The 15,998-nt window shown below is 68.7% G+C and carries 16 protein-coding genes; 9 read left to right on the forward strand and 7 right to left on the reverse strand.

Annotated features, from left to right (window positions below):
* On the reverse strand, positions 1-1,045 hold a 1,045-nt coding region (locus tag FJ694_RS26355; protein ID WP_198321006.1), incomplete at its 3' end, for a tetratricopeptide repeat protein.
* A gap of 474 nt (positions 1,046-1,519) precedes the next feature.
* Between FJ694_RS26355 and FJ694_RS26360 the strand changes: the two genes are divergently transcribed.
* Complete coding sequence (locus FJ694_RS26360; protein WP_157270422.1) at positions 1,520-1,882, forward strand: transposase; 363 nt, start codon at positions 1,520-1,522, stop codon at positions 1,880-1,882.
* A 33-nt stretch (positions 1,883-1,915) separates the two neighbouring features.
* Positions 1,916-2,185: a hypothetical protein gene (locus FJ694_RS38035; protein WP_157270424.1), complete on the forward strand. Its 270-nt coding sequence runs from the start codon at positions 1,916-1,918 to the stop codon at positions 2,183-2,185.
* 243 nt (positions 2,186-2,428) lie between these two features.
* Here the strand turns inward: FJ694_RS38035 and FJ694_RS26370 are convergent, their stop codons facing one another.
* From FJ694_RS26370 to FJ694_RS26395, 6 genes are all read right to left on the reverse strand, one after another.
* On the reverse strand, positions 2,429-2,989 hold the full coding sequence (locus FJ694_RS26370) for a type I-F CRISPR-associated endoribonuclease Cas6/Csy4 (RefSeq protein WP_157270426.1): 561 nt from the start codon (positions 2,987-2,989) through the stop codon (positions 2,429-2,431).
* 11 nt (positions 2,990-3,000) lie between these two features.
* Complete coding sequence (locus FJ694_RS26375) at positions 3,001-4,047, reverse strand: type I-F CRISPR-associated protein Cas7f/Csy3 (RefSeq protein WP_157270428.1); 1,047 nt, start codon at positions 4,045-4,047, stop codon at positions 3,001-3,003.
* A gap of 40 nt (positions 4,048-4,087) precedes the next feature.
* Positions 4,088-4,987: a hypothetical protein gene (locus FJ694_RS26380; protein WP_157270430.1), complete on the reverse strand. Its 900-nt coding sequence runs from the start codon at positions 4,985-4,987 to the stop codon at positions 4,088-4,090.
* Between the two features lie 12 nt (positions 4,988-4,999).
* Complete coding sequence (locus FJ694_RS26385) at positions 5,000-6,715, reverse strand: hypothetical protein (RefSeq protein WP_157270432.1); 1,716 nt, start codon at positions 6,713-6,715, stop codon at positions 5,000-5,002.
* Between the two features lie 789 nt (positions 6,716-7,504).
* Positions 7,505-8,278, reverse strand: coding sequence for a class I SAM-dependent methyltransferase (locus FJ694_RS26390; RefSeq protein WP_157270434.1), 774 nt, complete (start codon positions 8,276-8,278; stop codon positions 7,505-7,507).
* Between the two features lie 83 nt (positions 8,279-8,361).
* Complete coding sequence (locus tag FJ694_RS26395) at positions 8,362-9,135, reverse strand: class I SAM-dependent methyltransferase (protein WP_157270435.1); 774 nt, start codon at positions 9,133-9,135, stop codon at positions 8,362-8,364.
* A gap of 263 nt (positions 9,136-9,398) precedes the next feature.
* Between FJ694_RS26395 and FJ694_RS26400 the strand changes: the two genes are divergently transcribed.
* The 7 genes from FJ694_RS26400 to FJ694_RS26425 are packed head-to-tail and all read left to right on the forward strand — an operon-like array spanning position 9,399 to position 15,936.
* Positions 9,399-9,698 carry a phosphopantetheine-binding protein gene (locus tag FJ694_RS26400; RefSeq protein ID WP_310735067.1) on the forward strand — a complete coding sequence of 100 codons (300 nt, stop codon included), beginning with the start codon at positions 9,399-9,401 and terminating at the stop codon, positions 9,696-9,698.
* Between the two features lie 10 nt (positions 9,699-9,708).
* Positions 9,709-10,338 (forward strand): COG4648 family protein, encoded by a 630-nt coding sequence (locus tag FJ694_RS26405; protein WP_157270439.1) that lies wholly within the window; start codon positions 9,709-9,711, stop codon positions 10,336-10,338.
* A gap of 32 nt (positions 10,339-10,370) precedes the next feature.
* A complete protein-coding gene (locus tag FJ694_RS26410) occupies positions 10,371-11,744 on the forward strand; it encodes an AMP-binding protein (RefSeq protein WP_232540229.1) in 1,374 nt (457 codons plus the stop codon).
* The gene (locus tag FJ694_RS37350; RefSeq protein WP_232540230.1) at positions 11,741-12,052 is read left to right on the forward strand and encodes a 3-hydroxyacyl-ACP dehydratase FabZ family protein; all 312 of its coding nucleotides are present in this window, start codon (positions 11,741-11,743) and stop codon (positions 12,050-12,052) included. Before FJ694_RS26410 ends, FJ694_RS37350 begins: the two co-directional genes overlap by 4 nt.
* Complete coding sequence (locus tag FJ694_RS26415; RefSeq protein ID WP_157270441.1) at positions 12,049-12,981, forward strand: lysophospholipid acyltransferase family protein; 933 nt, start codon at positions 12,049-12,051, stop codon at positions 12,979-12,981. The genes FJ694_RS37350 and FJ694_RS26415 overlap by 4 nt, the downstream gene beginning before the upstream one ends.
* Positions 12,971-13,564: a LolA family protein gene (locus tag FJ694_RS26420; protein ID WP_198321007.1), complete on the forward strand. Its 594-nt coding sequence runs from the start codon at positions 12,971-12,973 to the stop codon at positions 13,562-13,564. Before FJ694_RS26415 ends, FJ694_RS26420 begins: the two co-directional genes overlap by 11 nt.
* The gene (locus tag FJ694_RS26425) at positions 13,561-15,936 is read left to right on the forward strand and encodes an MMPL family transporter (RefSeq protein WP_310735068.1); all 2,376 of its coding nucleotides are present in this window, start codon (positions 13,561-13,563) and stop codon (positions 15,934-15,936) included. The genes FJ694_RS26420 and FJ694_RS26425 overlap by 4 nt, the downstream gene beginning before the upstream one ends.
* The last annotated feature ends 62 nt before the right edge of the window (positions 15,937-15,998 follow it).

Genomic DNA, 15,998 nt, shown 5'->3' on the forward strand with positions numbered 1-15,998 from the left:
CGCGCAGCAGCGCCTGCGCCAGCAGCTGGCGCGCGGCCAGCGACTCGGGCATGAGCTGCTGCGCGCGCGTCAGGTGCGTGACGGCCTGCGCCAGCGCGCCGGCCTCGTACTCGATGGCGCCGGCCAGTTGCTGCGCGTAGCCGAAGTCGGGCGCGACCTTGAGCACGGCCTGGATGGACTCGCGCGCGGCCTTGAGGTCCTGGCGGCGCAGGGCCGACTGCGCCTCCAGCACGCGGGTTTGCGGATGGCCGGGATACACGGCCTTGAGCGCGGCGAGCTGCTGGTCAGCCTCGTCGAACTTGCGCTGGGCGTTCAGCAGCCGGATGAGGCCGACGTACGCCCCCATCGCCTCCTTGCGCGAGGCCAGCGCCTGCCGGTAGGCCTGCTCGGCGGCCGCGTCGTCGCCGGCGGCCTGCGCCAGCGCGGCCTGCAGCAGCCAGGCCTCCACGTCCTTGGGATGCTGCTTGACAATGTCACCGACTAGCGCCCGCGCCCCGGGCAAGTCGGAGGAGGCCGCGCGCAGCCGCGCCTGCAGCAGCTGCGCCGGCACATGCTGCGCGTCGAGCTCCAGCGCTGCCTTGAGCGCCGCCTCGCTGCGCTCGGGCTGGCCCTGGGCCAGGTAGGCCTGCGCCAGCACCGTCTGCAGCGCCGCGCGCGCGGCGGGCGTGGACAGGTTCGTGGCGCCGAAGCGCTCAATCGCCTGCGCGCCCTTGCCCTGCAGCAGCAGCAGCCGTGCCATCAGCGGCACGGCCTCGTCCGGGGCTTCGCCGAGCTCCAGCGCCTTGGAGGCCTGCACTTCCGCGCCCACCAAGTCGCCCTGCTCCAGCAGCGTCAGCCCGAGCAGCGCGCGCGCCTCGGCCAACTCGGGCGACTTCTGCAGCGCGTTCTTGAGCTGAATGGAGGCGGCCTTGAGGTCGTTCTGGGCGATGTAGTTGCGCGCCGAAGCGACGAGAGCCGGCGGGTCGCTGTCCTGGCCGCAGCCCAGCAGCGCGGCGCTAGATAGCAGGCTTAGAGACAGAGCGAGTGAGAAGCGGCGGGAAATCATTGTTTTCCTGAACATGAGATGGGACGGCATGCCGCGCAAGGCTTAAAGGCTGGTGCAGAGCGACACGATGTGGTGGGATTTGCCTTTGGTCGTCAATTGCCGCTACGGCGGTTGTTTGGCACCTGCGCGCGCAGTGTCGGTGACAGCGAATATGGTCGCAGGACGAACTGCTGGTCGAGAGCTACAGCAGCATGCGCAGCAGAATTGCGAACTCAACCGCAACGATGGTGCCGATGCCTCCCCACATCAGCAGCGGGCCGCCTCGAGGCCGCTAGTCGATCATGCCGACGCCCGCAGTAGCGACGTGCACGGCAAAGACTGCGAGCGCAATCAGGGCTGCGATAGTTTTCATGGAACTCCCTCTTTCACCGATCTCTTGTTTGTCCGCGAACGCGGCTTGCGCTGGATTCTCGCGCGGTACCCCCCGGAGTCACAATAGTTGTGGCCTCTATAGAACGATGAAACCCGGGGGCGTTGGAAGAGTTGGAAGTGGCCCGGTACGGCAAGGAATTCAAGGACAAGGCGGTGGCGAGGTTGCTGCCGCCAGAGAGTTCGGCAATCGAGGTGGTCTCGCGCGAGATCGGCATCAGCGTAGGCACCCTGGAACGGTGGCGCGCTGAAGCCTTGGCCCAGCCGCAGCAGCAGCGCACATGGACAGCCGCAGCCCGGTTTGAGGCCGTGCTGGCCACCGCGGCGATGGACGAGGAAACTAAGAGCGCCTGGTGCCGCGAGCACGGCGTCTACCCGCAAGAACTCGCCGCCTGGCGCCAGAGCGCCACACAGGCGCTGGCCGGGCCCGCTGAGGGGCGTCGTGCCACGCCGCAGCAGACCAAGTAGGACCAACGGCGCATCAAGGAGCTCGAGCGCGAGTTGCGCCGTAAGGACAAGGCTCTGGCGCAAGGCAGCAGCACTGCTGGTCCTGTCGAAAAAAGAAGGGTATGGTGTTCAGCGAGATTTCGCCGCAGGAAATGGCACGTTTCCGCGAACGAGGTCTTCGCCAAGCTCAAGCAGTTGCTGCGCCGCATGGCCTCGCGCACCGTGGAATCGCTGTGGGACACCATCGGCGAGTTACTGCACGCCTTCAGCCCGAACGAATGCAGCAACTACATCCGGCATTGCGGCTACGGCCGGTCTGGCTGAAATCGCTCCAAAAAGCGCTTGCGGAATCAACGACTTGCATCACAGCACTTGGCTCAGCAGCCCGTTGGTAAGTTGCTAGAAGACGGCTCACTTCTGGCCTGGCACCAACAACATCGGGCACGCTCGGCCACGGCCCCCAGATTTCCGCCGCATTGGCACTCACCCGCAGCCCGCTGCCAGCCACTGGTTGCGGCCCCATCTCGTCGGCGATGGACTTCCCCAGCGCATTGCCAATGCCCTTTCCTAGAACTGCGGCAGCCCGCCGTCCAGCGTGAGACCGAAGCTGTTGAAGGTAACGCCCGCCGCTCTCACCGGCATCTTGCGCAATTTCAGCTCGAACATCTGGCCCGTCGATTGACTGGTGCAGGCGATGACCAAAGCCGCCGTGTGCTGTCTGGGCAGCGGCACGGCGTTGCCCAAACGCAGGCTGCGCCGGATGCGCGATGGCTTGTTCTTGTCGGCGGCGTTGTCGCGGCGCACTGCAGCATGGCTATCCGTTGCCGGTGCCAGTGCCACGAGGCCGACTTCGACACCCATGGCCCGGACGCGCGGCATCGGGGAACTCGACATGAACGCTTCCAGCGCCGGCCGAGAGCCAAACAACCGCAACTGGGCAGGGGTGCCCTCGATGCACTGGCCGCAGCCCCAGCCCGGAACGTCAATGCCAATGCGTTCCGTCATCAAGCCTTGAGCGTGGTTGAACCCGTGCATCCAGCGCCAGGCCAGCGGAACTAGGTGCGCCGGCGGCTCAATGGAGTCGGCGAAATCAAGATCAACGTAGTGCAAGGCGGATAGATCCAGCATCAGTGCCTCCTTCACTCGTCGGAGCCTCCGAACACGCCACCGCGGATGCAGCACGCCGCGTAGAACATTCGCTCCTCGCGACTCAGTGCCTGGGTGCCGCCGCGAGCGAGGCGCTCGATGATTTCCTTCATGCTCCCTGTCGTGCGCCGGTAGGCACGGGCCTCATGCGAGTTGGCGCCATAGGGCTCGACGGCAATGGGCTTGTTCCGTCGGGCGTCGGGATACCAGGTGTCGATCTGCCGCAAGGTGTTCCCCGCCTTGCGGTCGTTGATGATGGCCTGGAGTCCGCCATCAGGCCGTCGCAGCTTGGCCAGCATCCGGGTGACGCCCTCGCCACCGGGCCAGCGGCGCTGCGATGCGCGCTTTTGGTCCTCGGAGGGCCATTCCTGGCTTGGGTACACCCTGGCGCCTAGGCCCAACCGGTACCTGGCCTGCAGATGCAACATGAGGCCCTGCCCGGTATCCCGCAGCAGCGCGTCAGCGATCCACTCCTTTAGGGTCTGGAGCTGCCTGCGATGGGTCTCATAACTCGCCGTGTCCAGCGAAAACGGGTCTGCCTCGTCGCGCAGCATGTTGTCGAATTCCAGCTGCTCGCTGCCCGACTCCACCGTCACCCAATGCCGCTCGGCCGTCAAGTAGTTGCGCCACCCGAGCATGCCGCAGGCGGTCTGGATGGCGTAACGGGTGCTGAGCTCGACGATGCCGGCATCGGCACCTCGCACCTGTTCCAGCACCTGGGCATGCAGCGGTAGGAAGCCCGGCTCGCTACAAGCCTGCGGTATGGCGTAGCGGTTCTTGATCAACAGGCGGCCCCTGAGCACCAAGACTTCGTGGCCAAGAGCCAGCTCGCTGCTCTCGATGACTTGGAGTATGGCCTGGTCGCGCTTTTCGAGCGGCGTCTTCGATGTCGCGTTCAGGCCCCGCAGCGGCTCTTCCCGGATCGTCACCGGCACCATCTCGGACAGAGTGCTTGCCATGGCCGGGGCGCTGAACATGAGCATGTGGCTGGGCTCCAGCGTGCGCGCGAAGGAGAGGATGGACGGACTGGCAGTCAACATCGTTGTTCCTCGTTGGCTACTGCAAGGCCGCAAGCCGTGGTCAGACCGCTGCGGTGCAGATGTAGCTCCCATTCACCGGTCGCTCTTTCCAGAGCACGCGATACCCTTGCTCGGCTTGCGCGGCAGCCGCGCCGGCACGGATGGACGCGGCAGTCTGCAGGGCGGCCAGGGTGTACATCGGCGAAGCCACTTTTGAGGGCCCGAGTCGCCCGTCCGAAAACGGCCGCGCGCTGTGCTGTGACGGTTCGGGCTCGAGCGCCAGGTAGCCGCTCGTGACGGGGTAGAGGCGGCGCATCTCGAAGCCATGCTCCTCGAAGAAGTCGCGGTAGGGTCTTGGCCGCTGCTCATGGCGCAGCGTGGCCGCTAGCAAGGTGTCCATCAAAGGCAGGCCCGCGGAACGGGCTGCCTCGACCAGCGCGGACTCGTCGCGCAGCACCAGCGCGCGGGATGGCAGCAGCGCCATGGCGCGCGCGAGCTCCGTGGGATAGCGCTCGACCAGCCGTCCCCCTGCAAGGCTCGCCGGGGCGCGTTGCACGATCAGCCTCCCCTTGCACAGCCGCAGCCTAGTGAGCACGGTGGCAGCGTCGCCGGCCAAGTCCTGCATGGTCAGCGTTTCGATGCCGTGTGGAGTTGCACCACGTAGGCGAATCACAAAGCTGGCGGTGAAGGATGCCCAGATCGCCGGAACGGCTTCCGGCGTTGCTGTGCCTTCCTTCATCGCCTTGACGTAGCCGGTGTGAACCCCGTAGTCCTCGACACCCAGGCCAATGCCGTCAGGCTGGAGTTCGCCGGGCCCAAGACCTCTGGCCCGGGCCAACCCGATGGCAAACGCCCGCGCCAGGCCCGTGAGTCCCGTCACCGACGGCAGTCCGACAAATGGCCCCTGCGACACCTTGACGGACTGTGCACTGACGCGAAGGAAGGCGAAGTGCTTGTGCATGGGTGGTGGACCTCAGGTGCGCTCGCACATGATCACGTCGAGTGCCGCTGCTCGTACTTCGGGCTCGTACTCCTGGCTCCAAGGCTTCTCGGGATAGGCATGGTCCAGGGCGGCCAGCACGCGGGTACCGGTGTCCCTGACCAGCGGCGCCAGCACTTCCCTGGCTTCGACAGCCCGCAGCCCGGCATCCCCGGCAACGAACAGCTGCCACGGCTGCGGAGCCCCCGCGATGAACTTGGCGTCCCTGGCCTGCAGCGTCCGGCCGTGCAACCCAACATTCGACGCCAAGGCTTGCCAGTGGTCCCGCAGCACCAGCAGCGGCGCCAGTGCTTCGATGACCATGCCCGTGAAAATGGCGCGCCGCATCTCTCGGTGGTGACGTGAGCTGGCCTGCGGCAGCAGGCAGCGCGGCGCCCTGGCCCCTTGCGGCGGCGTGACGGCGCCCAAGCGTGCCTCCTCGACATAGGCCACGGCCGCATCGAGGTCCACACCAGCCTGGCGGATGAAAGGGATGTCCAACCGCACATTGGCCGTGTGCATCTCCTTGCTCACGTCCATTGCCACGTTCTGCGGGTTCTGGCCGCCCAGGGGAACGGTGAAGGTGGGAAATGTCAGGTGCATCCTCTGCAGGTGCCGCTCCTGGGCCACCAGCTCGGACCGCAGCCGGCCCGGCTGTTGCCGCCCAGCGTCCTGGACCGCCGTGCCGGCGCCATGGCTGGCGGCGAGCTGATCGTCGATCTCCCTGATCTTGTGCAGCACCTGGGCCCGCAGCTCCCGGATCTCCGCGCGGTACGCCGCGGACAGGCGCTCCTTCGCGGCATTGACCTCGGCCGGCAGGGCAAACGGAGTCAGGACGCTCAGGCATTCCTCTCGTGAATCATCCGCTCCGGCAGGCAGGTCGCCGGCGAAGACCTGCGCCTCGCCACGCATCGGTGGTGGCTCGCCGCCCGAGGCGAGTGCCTCGACGAGCACCGCTGCGCCGGCGACACCGTGGATGCTCATTGAGGCCCGCACCTGTTCACACAGCTCGGGGTGCCGGGCAAGGACATCGGGCAGTCTCGCCCGGATGCCCCGGTAGTCGATCAGCGGCAGAAGAACATGCCATAGCGGCTGATACGAGGCGGTGCAAGTCAGCGTGCGCGTGGCCCGGATATTGAAGTCCTCCTCGGTGACCATCATCTCCAGCCCTCCGGTGCAGGGCTCCTGCAGCTTGAGAAAGCCGCCCTGCCCGCTCATGTTGCGAAACCGGACCGGATGCGAGCACAGGCTGTCTTGCGCCTTGCGAAAGGCCCGGCTGCGGATGAATTTCTCTACGTCGATCCGGCCGGCGGCACGCCATGGATCGGCCAGTACGGCGGCGAACTTGGCTGGGTCTTCTTGGACCACTGGAGCTGGCCGGGGGCTGGACTTGCGTCGCACCTTGCCCTGGGCGTCAAGGCCGACGCTGAGTAACGGATGCAGTTGCAGCGCGGTGTGCCAGGCCGCGTCCTGCTGCTCTGCCGTGAGGCCCACCTGCGTGCTGTCGTTGATCAGCGCGTTGCCGTTGTCGGCATGACCTACGGACAGCAGGAAGGCCAGCACTTGCGCCAACTCGGGGGGGGATTCCAGGCGTAACCAGCCGGGATGGGTACGCAGCAGCAGATCCTTGAGCGTCCTGGTCGCGGAGCCTGTCTGCGCCAAGTCTGCAACGAGATCGGCAAGCGACCGTGTGGTGCCGGCGTCGATCATCCCCGGGCATCCCGTATCCCAGGGTCCTGCAGGGCGCCATGAGCACGGTGCCCCGGGTTTGGATACAGCTGACCTGTGGCAAGACAGCCTTCAAGGCCGTGACGGTTCCGGAGGTGCCAGATGCTCCGAACTGTTTCCCCCAAGCGGCCTGCGCGGCCGAGAGCCCGGCTTCGTGATCGCCTGACAGTTTGCTGAACTCCTAAGCGGCCTGCGCGGCCGAGAGCCACAGACAAGCTACGCCAACTCATCAAAGCCAGGGACGGTCTGGCCAGTGGACCAGCGGCAACCTGATTCTGCTGATGGCAATCCGTTTCCTGCTGGTCAACGACATGGCGCGAACCCCCAGTTGGTGGTGAGGTAGAAGGCTACCTGCGCGGGTGCGTCCCGCGCAAGCAGCCCGAGCCCCGTGGAGCAGCATCAAGCGCTGCAACGCCTACATCCGGCCGATGCCTTCGACAAGGCTTTCTCGATACCCGTGCCCGGCATGGCCCGGCCGTCAATGTGCCGATCAGGAGACCACCATCAGCAAGTTTCCGTGCACGGCACGGGAATGGCCGGGATTCGGGACACAGCCTGTTTTGATAGCGAGATGGCGATCGCCAGGTTTCCGTGGTGCCGCGCAGGTACTGCTGTCTGGACGCCATGCAGGCGCTGCTGGCTTGCTTTGCAACGGTACCGCCCAGATGGCGTGCAGCCGGTTCCCTCCCGCCGCGACAGCCGCGCAGGCCTCGACCGTGATCCACAGGTCTGACCCCGGCAATAGAATCGAGTCTAGGCTGCTAAGCTTGGTCAGCTGCGGGCCTGGTACTCCGAGAAAATGCCCAGTTCGGTGTGGCGCTCGACGCCGTGAAGACCGTGGCCGGCCAGCGTCTGCATGACCTGCGCCGGTGGCACGCAGGCCTCGATCGTGTCCCAGTAGTAGCGCCAGAGCATGGGCGTGTCCTTGGCGCGCGACACGACCCGCGCCAGCAGGGGTACGACACCGCGCATGTAGGCCTTAAGCAGGGTGTGGGCCAGGCGACCCTCTGGACGGGTGATCTCCAGGATCAGCAGCCGCCCGCCAGGCTTGAGCACCCGCCGGAACTCGGCCGCAGCCGCGCTGAAGTCGGCGATGTGCCGCAGCGCGTAGCCCATAACCACGAAGTCCGCGCTGCCATCGGGCACCGGAATTTCCTCGGCCCGGCCCAGGCGGCACTCCACCGGCTGCTCGAAGCGGGCCTGCTGCATCATCCCCGGGCTCGGGTCCACGCCCACCAGGCGGTGCGGCTCGCCGGTGATCTTCAGGATCTCGCGCGACACCAACCCGGTACCCATGCCCACGTCCACCACCTGCAGCCCCGGCTTCAACCCGGCGCGCAGCAGCGCCTGGCGGCGGTACCAGGAGCCCGTGCCCAGGCCCAGGATCTTCTCCAACCGGTCGTAGTCCACTGCCGTGTCGTCGAAAGTGCGGCGCAGGAACGCCTCACGCATGGCGGCGTTGCCGGGCTGGTAATACACGGGCAGCGGGGCGTGAGGCAGGCGTACCGGCGGGGCGTCACGGTCGGGCGAGGGAGAGTGCGTCATGAAGGCGGCGTAGCGGGCGGATCAGGCCCAAAGGGTGCTGATGCTACTGCCCCGGCCCCGGGTGCTATTCGAAATCCGGCCTGTCAACTCTGGGCTCGGTACTCCGAGAAGATGCCCAGTTCGGTGTGGCGCTCGACGCCGTGCAGGCCGTGACGGTCCAGCGTTTGCATGACCTGGGCCGGTGGCATGCAGGCCTCGATCGTGTCCCAGGAGTAGCGCCAGAGCATGGCCGCGTCCCTGGTGCGCGACACGACCCGCGCCAGCAGGGGCACGAGACCGCGCAAGTAGGCCTTGAGCAGTGCGTGGCCAAGCCAACTTTCGGGGCGTGAGAACTCCAGGATCAGCAGCCGCCCGCCAGGCTTGAGCACCCGCCGGAATTCGGCCGCAGCCGCGCTGAAGTCGGCGATGTGCCGCAGCGCGTAGCCCATAACCACGAAGTCCGCGCTGCCATCGGGCACCGGAATTTCCTCGGCCCGGCCCAGGCGGCACTCCACCGGCTGCTCGAAGCGGGCCTGCTGCATCATCCCCGGGCTCGGGTCCACGCCCACCAGGCGGTGCGGCTCGCCGGTGATCTTCAGGATCTCGCGCGACACCAACCCGGTGCCCATGCCCACGTCCACCACCTGCAGCCCCGGCTTCAACCCGGCGCGCAGCAGCGCCTGGCGGCGGTACCAGGAGCCCGTGCCCAGGCCGACGATCTTCTCCAGCCGGTTGTAGTCCACCGCCGCGCCATCGAAGGTGCGGCGCAGGAAGGCTTCACGTACCGTTGCGTCGTCGGCCGGGTAGTAGGCGGGCAGCGGCGCGTGAGGCAGCCGTACCGGCGGGGCATCGGAATCTGGCAAGGGAGAGGGCGTCATGACGGCAGCTTCGCAGACGGCTCAGCGCGTACTGCGGGTAGGAGCCGCTGATGCTACTGCCCCCTCGCGGCTGCTTTCTGTTCTGGCTTGCCCCAGTCGACCACCTGTGCCCCGGAGAACACAGGCGCGCGGCTGCTGATGCAAGACCGAGTCAAGGCGGCCCGCCTTCCCTGGCGGTGCGCACTCTGCCACAAGGCTCACCCGGCGAGCGCGACTACAATTCGCCCCTTGTTTGAATGCAGTTTTCCGAGGAATACCACATCGTGTCTGCCATCGACGTGAAATCCGCCGGCGATGTGCTGCCGCCTTCTGTGCTGGAGCCTGAGCTTGCCGAACTCCTGGTTCGGGCCTTGAATCTGGAGATCAGCCCTACGGACATCGATCCCACCGCGCCGCTGTACGGCGACGCCCTGGGCCTGGACTCCATCGACATCCTAGAGCTGGCCCTGGAGGTGTCGCAGCGCTACGGCTTCGAGCTCCGCTCCGACGACGAGAACAACCACAAGATTTTCGCTTCGCTGCGCAGCCTGGCTGCCCATATCGAGCAGCAGCGCAAACGTTGAACGGATCGTCATGGCGCATTGGCAGCTGAGCCTGGCGCTGCTGGGCGTCATCGCTTACTCGCTGCTGTCTCATGTCCTGATGCTGCAGGCGGCCCATGAACCTTGGGCCGTGGTCGCGCTGCTGGGTCCACTGCTAGGCATGGTGGGCGCGATGGCCTGGCGCAGCCGGCATCGTTTCGGGATGTGGGCCGTGCTGCTGGCTGCGCTTGCCTTGCTGGTCGTCGCCCTACGCGGTGGCGTCGGCGACGTGAAGCTGCTGTACCTGCTGCAGCATGCCGGCATCCACGCCGCGCTGGGCGCCAGCTTCGGTCTCACGCTGGCCGGTCCAGGCACGTCGGCCATTGGCCGCGTGGCGCAGCAGGTGCATGGCCCGCTGCAGCCGGGCATGGCACGCTACACCTGGTACGTCACGCTGGCGTGGACGCTGTACTTCTTCGCCATGGCCATGGGCTCCGTCGCGCTGTACCTGTGGGGATCCTGGGAAGCCTGGTCACTGCTAGCCAACCTGATCACGCCGGTGGCCATCGCGGCCCTGTTCGTGGGGGAACACTTGCTGCGCTACCGGCTGCACCCCGAATTCGAACGCGTCTCGCTGCTCGACACGGTGCGCGCTTACCGCAACGTGCCTGCTGACCGATGAGCCTGCCGCCCCAACCATCTTCTCCAACGCCCGTGCTCCCCCTTCTCTCCGCGCGCGACCTCGATACGCCTCTGGCCTGGCGCGGCGGCGTCCCGGTCAGCGCACGCCAGTTCCTGCGCGACGTGGCGCAGCAGGCAGAGCGGCTGCCCGCGCAGGGCGCGGCGCTGAACCTGTGCGTGGATCGCTACCACTTCAGCGTCGCTTTCGGCGCCACGCTGCTGCGTGGCCATGTCTCGCTGTTCCCGCCCAACGCGATGGCGCAGACCATCGACCAGTTGCGCCCGCAGCACCCGCTGCTGTGGGCTCTGGCCGACGAGCCCTCGGTGCAGGGCCTCGCCGGCTTGGACATCGTGCCCGTCACCGACGCGGGGCAGGACACCCCTGCCGAAACCGTCACCCTGGCGCCGGAGCTGCCGGCCGCCTGCCTGCTTACGTCCGGCTCGACCGGGGTTCCGCAGCCCCATCTGAAGCACTGGGGCACGCTGGTGCGCAACGCCGTCCAGGAAACCCGGCGGCTGGCGGCGCTGCTGCAGCGGCCGGGCCTGGACGGCCTGAACATCGTCGCCACCGTGCCGCCGCAGCATAGCTACGGTTTCGAGTCGAGCGTGCTGCTGGCGCTGCAGGGTGGTGCCGCCTTCGATGCCGGCCGGCCCTTCTACCCTGCCGACATCGCCACCGCGCTGCAGCGGCTGCCGCACCCGCGCGCGCTGGTCACCACCCCTTTCCATCTCAAGACGCTGCTGCGCTCGGGCGTGGAGCTGCCCGCGGTGGACCTGGTGCTCAGCGCCACCGCGCCGCTGTCGCCCCAGCTTGCCCAGGAGACCGAACGCCGCTGTGGCGCCGTACTGGTAGAGATCTACGGCTGCACCGAGGCCGGCCAGGTCGCTACGCGCTGTACCGCGCGTAGCGACCTCTGGCACACCTTCGACGGCCTGCGCATCACGCGGCTGCCTGGCCAGCACGAGCAAGAGCACGAAGGCGAGCGCTACAGCGTGCAGGGCGGCCATGTCACCAAGCCCACGCTGCTGGCCGACATCCTGGAGTTGCAGGACGCCGAGCACTTCCGGCTGCTGGGCCGCGCCAATGACCTGATCCACGTCGCGGGCAAGCGCAGCTCGCTGGGGCACCTGAACTTCCACCTCAACAGCATTGAGGGCGTGGAAGATGGTGCCTTCTGGGTGCCTGACGAGGTGGCCGATGGCGTGGCGCGCCCGGTGGCGTTCGTGGTCGCGCCCGCCCTGAGCGCGCGCGACATCGCCGCCGCGCTGCGCGCGCGCATCGAGGCCGTGTTCGTGCCGCGGCGCATCGTGCACCTGCCCCGGCTGCCGCGCGAGACTACCGGCAAGCTCACCGCGCAGTCGCTGCGCCAGCTCGCGCGCGAGCACCTGTCTCCTCCCGCCTCATGACGACGTCCCGCAGCGTGGTGCGCCGCATCGCGGCAGACCATCCGAGCTTTGCCGGCCATTTCCCGGGCCAGCCCCTGCTGCCCGGCGTGCTGCTGCTGGCCGAGGTAATGGAGGTTCTCCACGGCACCGACCTGCCTGTCCCGGCCGGCGAGGCCTGCGAGATGCGGAACGTGAAATTCCTCTGCCCGGTGCGTCCTGGCGACGAGATCCGGGTCGAGCTGCAGTGCGAGGCCGGGCGCGCCCGCTTCGAGGTGCATTGCCACGACAAAGTCGCCGCCAGCGGCCAGATTGCCTGGAGCACGCCATGAGCGGCGACGCACCGGGGACCGCGCCCGCCACTTGGGCCCGGGCGCCCGAGCGCAGCAACATGCTGGCGCTGCGGCTCATGTGCTGGATCGCCATGCGGTGCGGGCGCCGCGTGGCGCGCGCCGTACTGCATCCCATCGCGCTGTACTTCCTGCTCTTCGCGCCCACGGCACGCCGGCATTCGCTGCGCTACCTGGGCCGTGCGCTGGGCCGCCCAGCACGCTGGGCCGACGCCTACCGCCACCTGCACAGCTTCGCCGCCACCATCCTGGACCGCGTCTACCTGCTGCGCGGCCGGCTCGACCTGTTCAATCTGCGGCTGCGGGGCGTCGAGGTGATCGACCAGGCCATGGCGTCGGGTGGCGGCGCCTTCCTGGTCGGTGCGCACCTGGGTAGCTTCGAGGTGCTGCGCGCGGCCGGTAGCGCTCAGGGCAGCCTTCGGGTGGCGATGGTCATGTACCCCGACAACGCCCGGAAGATCAACGCCGCGCTTGACGCCGTCGCTCCCGACGCCAAGCCCGAGATCATTGCGCTGGGCCGCATGAATTCGATGCTGGCTGTGCGCGACTGGCTCGACAGTAGCGGCCTGGCCGGCATGCTGGGCGACCGCGTGCTGCGTGACGCCTCGCAGCAGGGCAAGGAGCTGCACCTCTCATTCCTGGGCCGCGAGGCGGTGTTCACCGACGGGCCATTCCGGCTCGCCGCGCTGCTGCGCCGGCGTGTCATCTTCATGGCCGGGCTGTACCTGGGCGGCAACCGCTACGAGGTGCGCTTCGAGCCGCTGGCCGACTTCACCCAGCGCTGCGACGGCGCCGAGCGCGAGCGCCGCATCCGCAGCGCCGTGTGCAGTTACGTCGCACGACTCGAGTCGCTGTGCCGCGAGCACCCCTACAACTGGTTCAACTTCCATGACTTCTGGCATGAGGACTAGGCGCGGCCTGCTCGTGCTGCTGCTGGCCGGCTGCAGCCTGCCCGCGCTAGCGCTGGATCTCAACGAGCTGATGGCGCTGCTGGGCCGCCACACCAGCGGGCAGGCGCGCTTTTCCGAGCAGCGCTTCGTCAAGGGCTTCGACGAGCCGCTGCTGGCCAGCGGCACGCTGAGCTTCACTGCCACGCCGCCGCGCTTCGAGCGCCGCACGCTCGAGCCGCGCACCGAGTCCATGGTGGTCGAGGGCAACACCGTCACGCTCAGCCGCGGCGGGCGCACGCGCACGCTGGCCCTGGATGCCGCTCCAGAAGCGCTGGTGGCGGTGGAGGCCATGCGCGGCACGCTTACCGGCAACACCCAGGCGCTGCAGCGCCATTTCCGCACCAGCCTGCAGGGCAGCCTGGAGCGCTGGATGCTGGATCTCACGCCGCTGTCGGCCAGCGCCGCCGGGCAGCTGCGCTTCGTGCGCATCATCGGCCTGCGTGACGAGGTGCGCAGCATCGAGACGCAACTGCTCGATGGCGACCGCACGGTGATCACGATCGAGCCGGTGCGCGGCACCGGGGCCTCTGCACCGGCCCGGTGAGCTCCGCCTGCCCTGTCGTCGCACCGCCGCGCCGCGGCCGCACGGTCCTGCTGCTGTGGCTGCTGCTGATGGCGCTGTGCGTGCTGCTGATTGAGCGCGCGCGCTTCACGGCCGACCTCTCAGCCTTCCTGCCGGTCAGTCCCAGCGCGCAGCAGCGCGTGCTCATCGACCAGCTGCGCAGCGGCGTGGCCTCGCGCACGCTGCTGGTAGGCGTCACCGGCGGCAGCGCCGCCGATCGCGCCGCAGCCTCGCGCGCGCTGGCGGCCACCCTGCGCGCCGATGCCCGCTTCGACCAGGTGCACAACGGCGAGCGCGGCGACTGGACCGCGGCCGGCGAGCTGCTGCTGCGCCACCGTTACCAACTCAGTCCGGCCGTGGACACCCAGCGCTTTACGGTAGAGGGGCTGCGCGACGCCATCGACGAGACGCTCTCCCTGCTGGGTACGCCCGCCGGCGCCGCCGTGAAGCGGCTGCTGGAGCGTGATCCCACCGGCGAGGTGCAGCGCATCGCCGAGGCTCTGATCCCGGCGCAGGCGCCGCGCCTGGAGAACGGCGTGTGGGTGTCGCGCACCGAGCCGCGCGCCCTGCTGCTGCTAACCCTGGAGGCTCCGGGCGACGACCTGGATGCACAGGCCGCCGCCATCGATGCCGTGCGCGCGGCCTTCGCCCCGCAGTCCGCGCGTGGATTGGTGCTGCAGCTCAGCGGTGCACCGCTGTTCGCGGTGGACAGCCGCGCGCGCATCCAACACGAGGTGATCGTCATCGCCATTACCGGGCTGGTGGTCATCGGCGGCCTGCTGCTTGCGGCCTTCGCCTCGCTGCGCGCGCTGGCCGTGGCGCTGCTGCCAGTGGCCAGCGGCGTGGCTGCAGGCATCGTGGCGGTGGCGCTGGGCTTCGGCACCGTGCACGGCATCACCCTGGGGTTCGGCAGCACGCTCATCGGCGAGGCGGTGGACTACGCCCTGTACTACCTGATCCAGGCCCGCGACGGCGGCTGGCGCCGCTGGCGCGACCACGCGTGGCCGACGGTACGCCTGGGCCTGCTGACCTCGGTGTGCGGCTTCGCGGCGTTGGTGTTTTCAGGCTTTCCGGGGCTGGCGCAATTGGGCGTGTTCTCCGTGGCGGGTCTTGCGGCGGCGGCGCTGACCACGCGCTGGGTGCTGCCTGTGCTGGTGCCGGCCGGGGCCACGGGCGCGGGCCGGCTGCAGCCGCTGGGCCGCTGGACCCTGCGTGCCGTGCGCGCTCTGGGCCGCGCCCGGGGCCCGGCTTGGCTGCTGGGCAGCGTGGCCGCGCTGCTGCTGGCATGGCCGGGCGAGTCGCCCTGGCGCGGCGACCTGGCCTCGCTCAGCCCGGTGCCCACCGCCGCGCAGCAACTGGACGCCTCGCTGCGCGCGGACCTCGGCGCCAGCGACGCCCGCACTCTGGTCGTGGCCAGCGGCGCCGACCTGCAGGCCGCGCTGCGCGGCGCCGAGGCCGCCGCGGCGCGGCTGGAGACGCTGGTCGAAAAGGGCGTCATCGGCGGCTACGAGGCGCCTACCCGCGTGCTGCCCAGCCTGACCACCCAGCAGCAGCGCCAGGCCGCGCTGCCCGAGGCCCAGGCGCTGCGGGAGAGTCTGGCCCAAGCCGTGCGCGGCACGCCTCTGGCGCAGCGCTCGCTGGAGCCCTTCCTGGCGGAAGTCCAGGCCGCGCGCACGCTGCCACCACTGACGGTGGAGACGCTTGCCGGCACGCCGCTGAAGGCAGTGGTGGAGGCGCTGCTGATCCGCCGCGCCGATGGTGGCTGGACCGCGCTGCTGCCGTTGCAGCCACCGGGCTCCCAAGCCGATGTCGGCGTCGACGCGCCGCGCGTGCAGGCCGCGCTGCAGGGGCTGCCGGGCGAGGTGACGGTGCTGGACATCAAGCAGGAGCTCGATGGCCTGTACGCGCGCTACCTGCATGAGGCGCTGGCCCAGGCGCTGCTGGGCGTGGCCGCGGTGGTGGTGCTGCTGGGGTGGCAGCTGCGCTCGCGGCGCCGGCTGTGGACGGCCTGCCTGCCGCTGGCACTGTCGGTGCTGATCACGCTGGGCGGCTTTGTCGCGCTCGGGGTGCCGCTGGGCATCCTGCACCTCGTGGGGCTCTTGTTGGTGGTGGCGGTGGGTTCGAACTACGCCCTGTTCTTCGTGCAGTGGCCTATGGCGGTAACCGGCACGGCACCCGACGAGCGGCAGGCCGACACGCTGGCCTCGCTGCTGCTGGCCAACTTGACTGCGGTGTGCGGCTTCGGGCTGATTGCGCTGTCGCAGATTCCTGCGTTGTCGGCCATCGGCCGCGTCGTGGCGCCGGGCGTGCTGCTGGCGCTGGTACTGTGCTCGGCCTTTGCGCCGCGGCGCTAAGGCGCGCGGGGCGCCTATGGGAAAATCCCGCGGCCTGTGGCCGCCGCCGGCGCACCCGCTCT

It is taken from the genome of Azohydromonas aeria, from assembly GCF_009760915.1.
GTDB lineage: Bacteria > Pseudomonadota > Gammaproteobacteria > Burkholderiales > Burkholderiaceae_C > Azohydromonas > Azohydromonas aeria.

Bases quoted from the DNA above. Each gene is read 5' to 3' on its own strand.
- FJ694_RS26370 (WP_157270426.1), bottom strand. From the start codon at position 2,989: ATGCTGGATCTATCCGCCTTGCACTACGTTGATCTTGATTTCGCCGAC.
- FJ694_RS26375 (WP_157270428.1), bottom strand. From the start codon at position 4,047: ATGTTGACTGCCAGTCCGTCCATCCTCTCCTTCGCGCGCACGCTGGAG.
- FJ694_RS26380 (WP_157270430.1), bottom strand. From the start codon at position 4,987: ATGCACAAGCACTTCGCCTTCCTTCGCGTCAGTGCACAGTCCGTCAAG.
- FJ694_RS26385 (WP_157270432.1), bottom strand. From the start codon at position 6,715: ATGATCGACGCCGGCACCACACGGTCGCTTGCCGATCTCGTTGCAGAC.
- FJ694_RS26390 (WP_157270434.1), bottom strand. From the start codon at position 8,278: ATGACGCACTCTCCCTCGCCCGACCGTGACGCCCCGCCGGTACGCCTG.
- FJ694_RS26395 (WP_157270435.1), bottom strand. From the start codon at position 9,135: ATGACGCCCTCTCCCTTGCCAGATTCCGATGCCCCGCCGGTACGGCTG.
- FJ694_RS26405 (WP_157270439.1), top strand. From the start codon at position 9,709: ATGGCGCATTGGCAGCTGAGCCTGGCGCTGCTGGGCGTCATCGCTTAC.
- FJ694_RS37350 (WP_232540230.1), top strand. From the start codon at position 11,741: ATGACGACGTCCCGCAGCGTGGTGCGCCGCATCGCGGCAGACCATCCG.
- FJ694_RS26415 (WP_157270441.1), top strand. From the start codon at position 12,049: ATGAGCGGCGACGCACCGGGGACCGCGCCCGCCACTTGGGCCCGGGCG.
- FJ694_RS26420 (WP_198321007.1), top strand. From the start codon at position 12,971: ATGAGGACTAGGCGCGGCCTGCTCGTGCTGCTGCTGGCCGGCTGCAGC.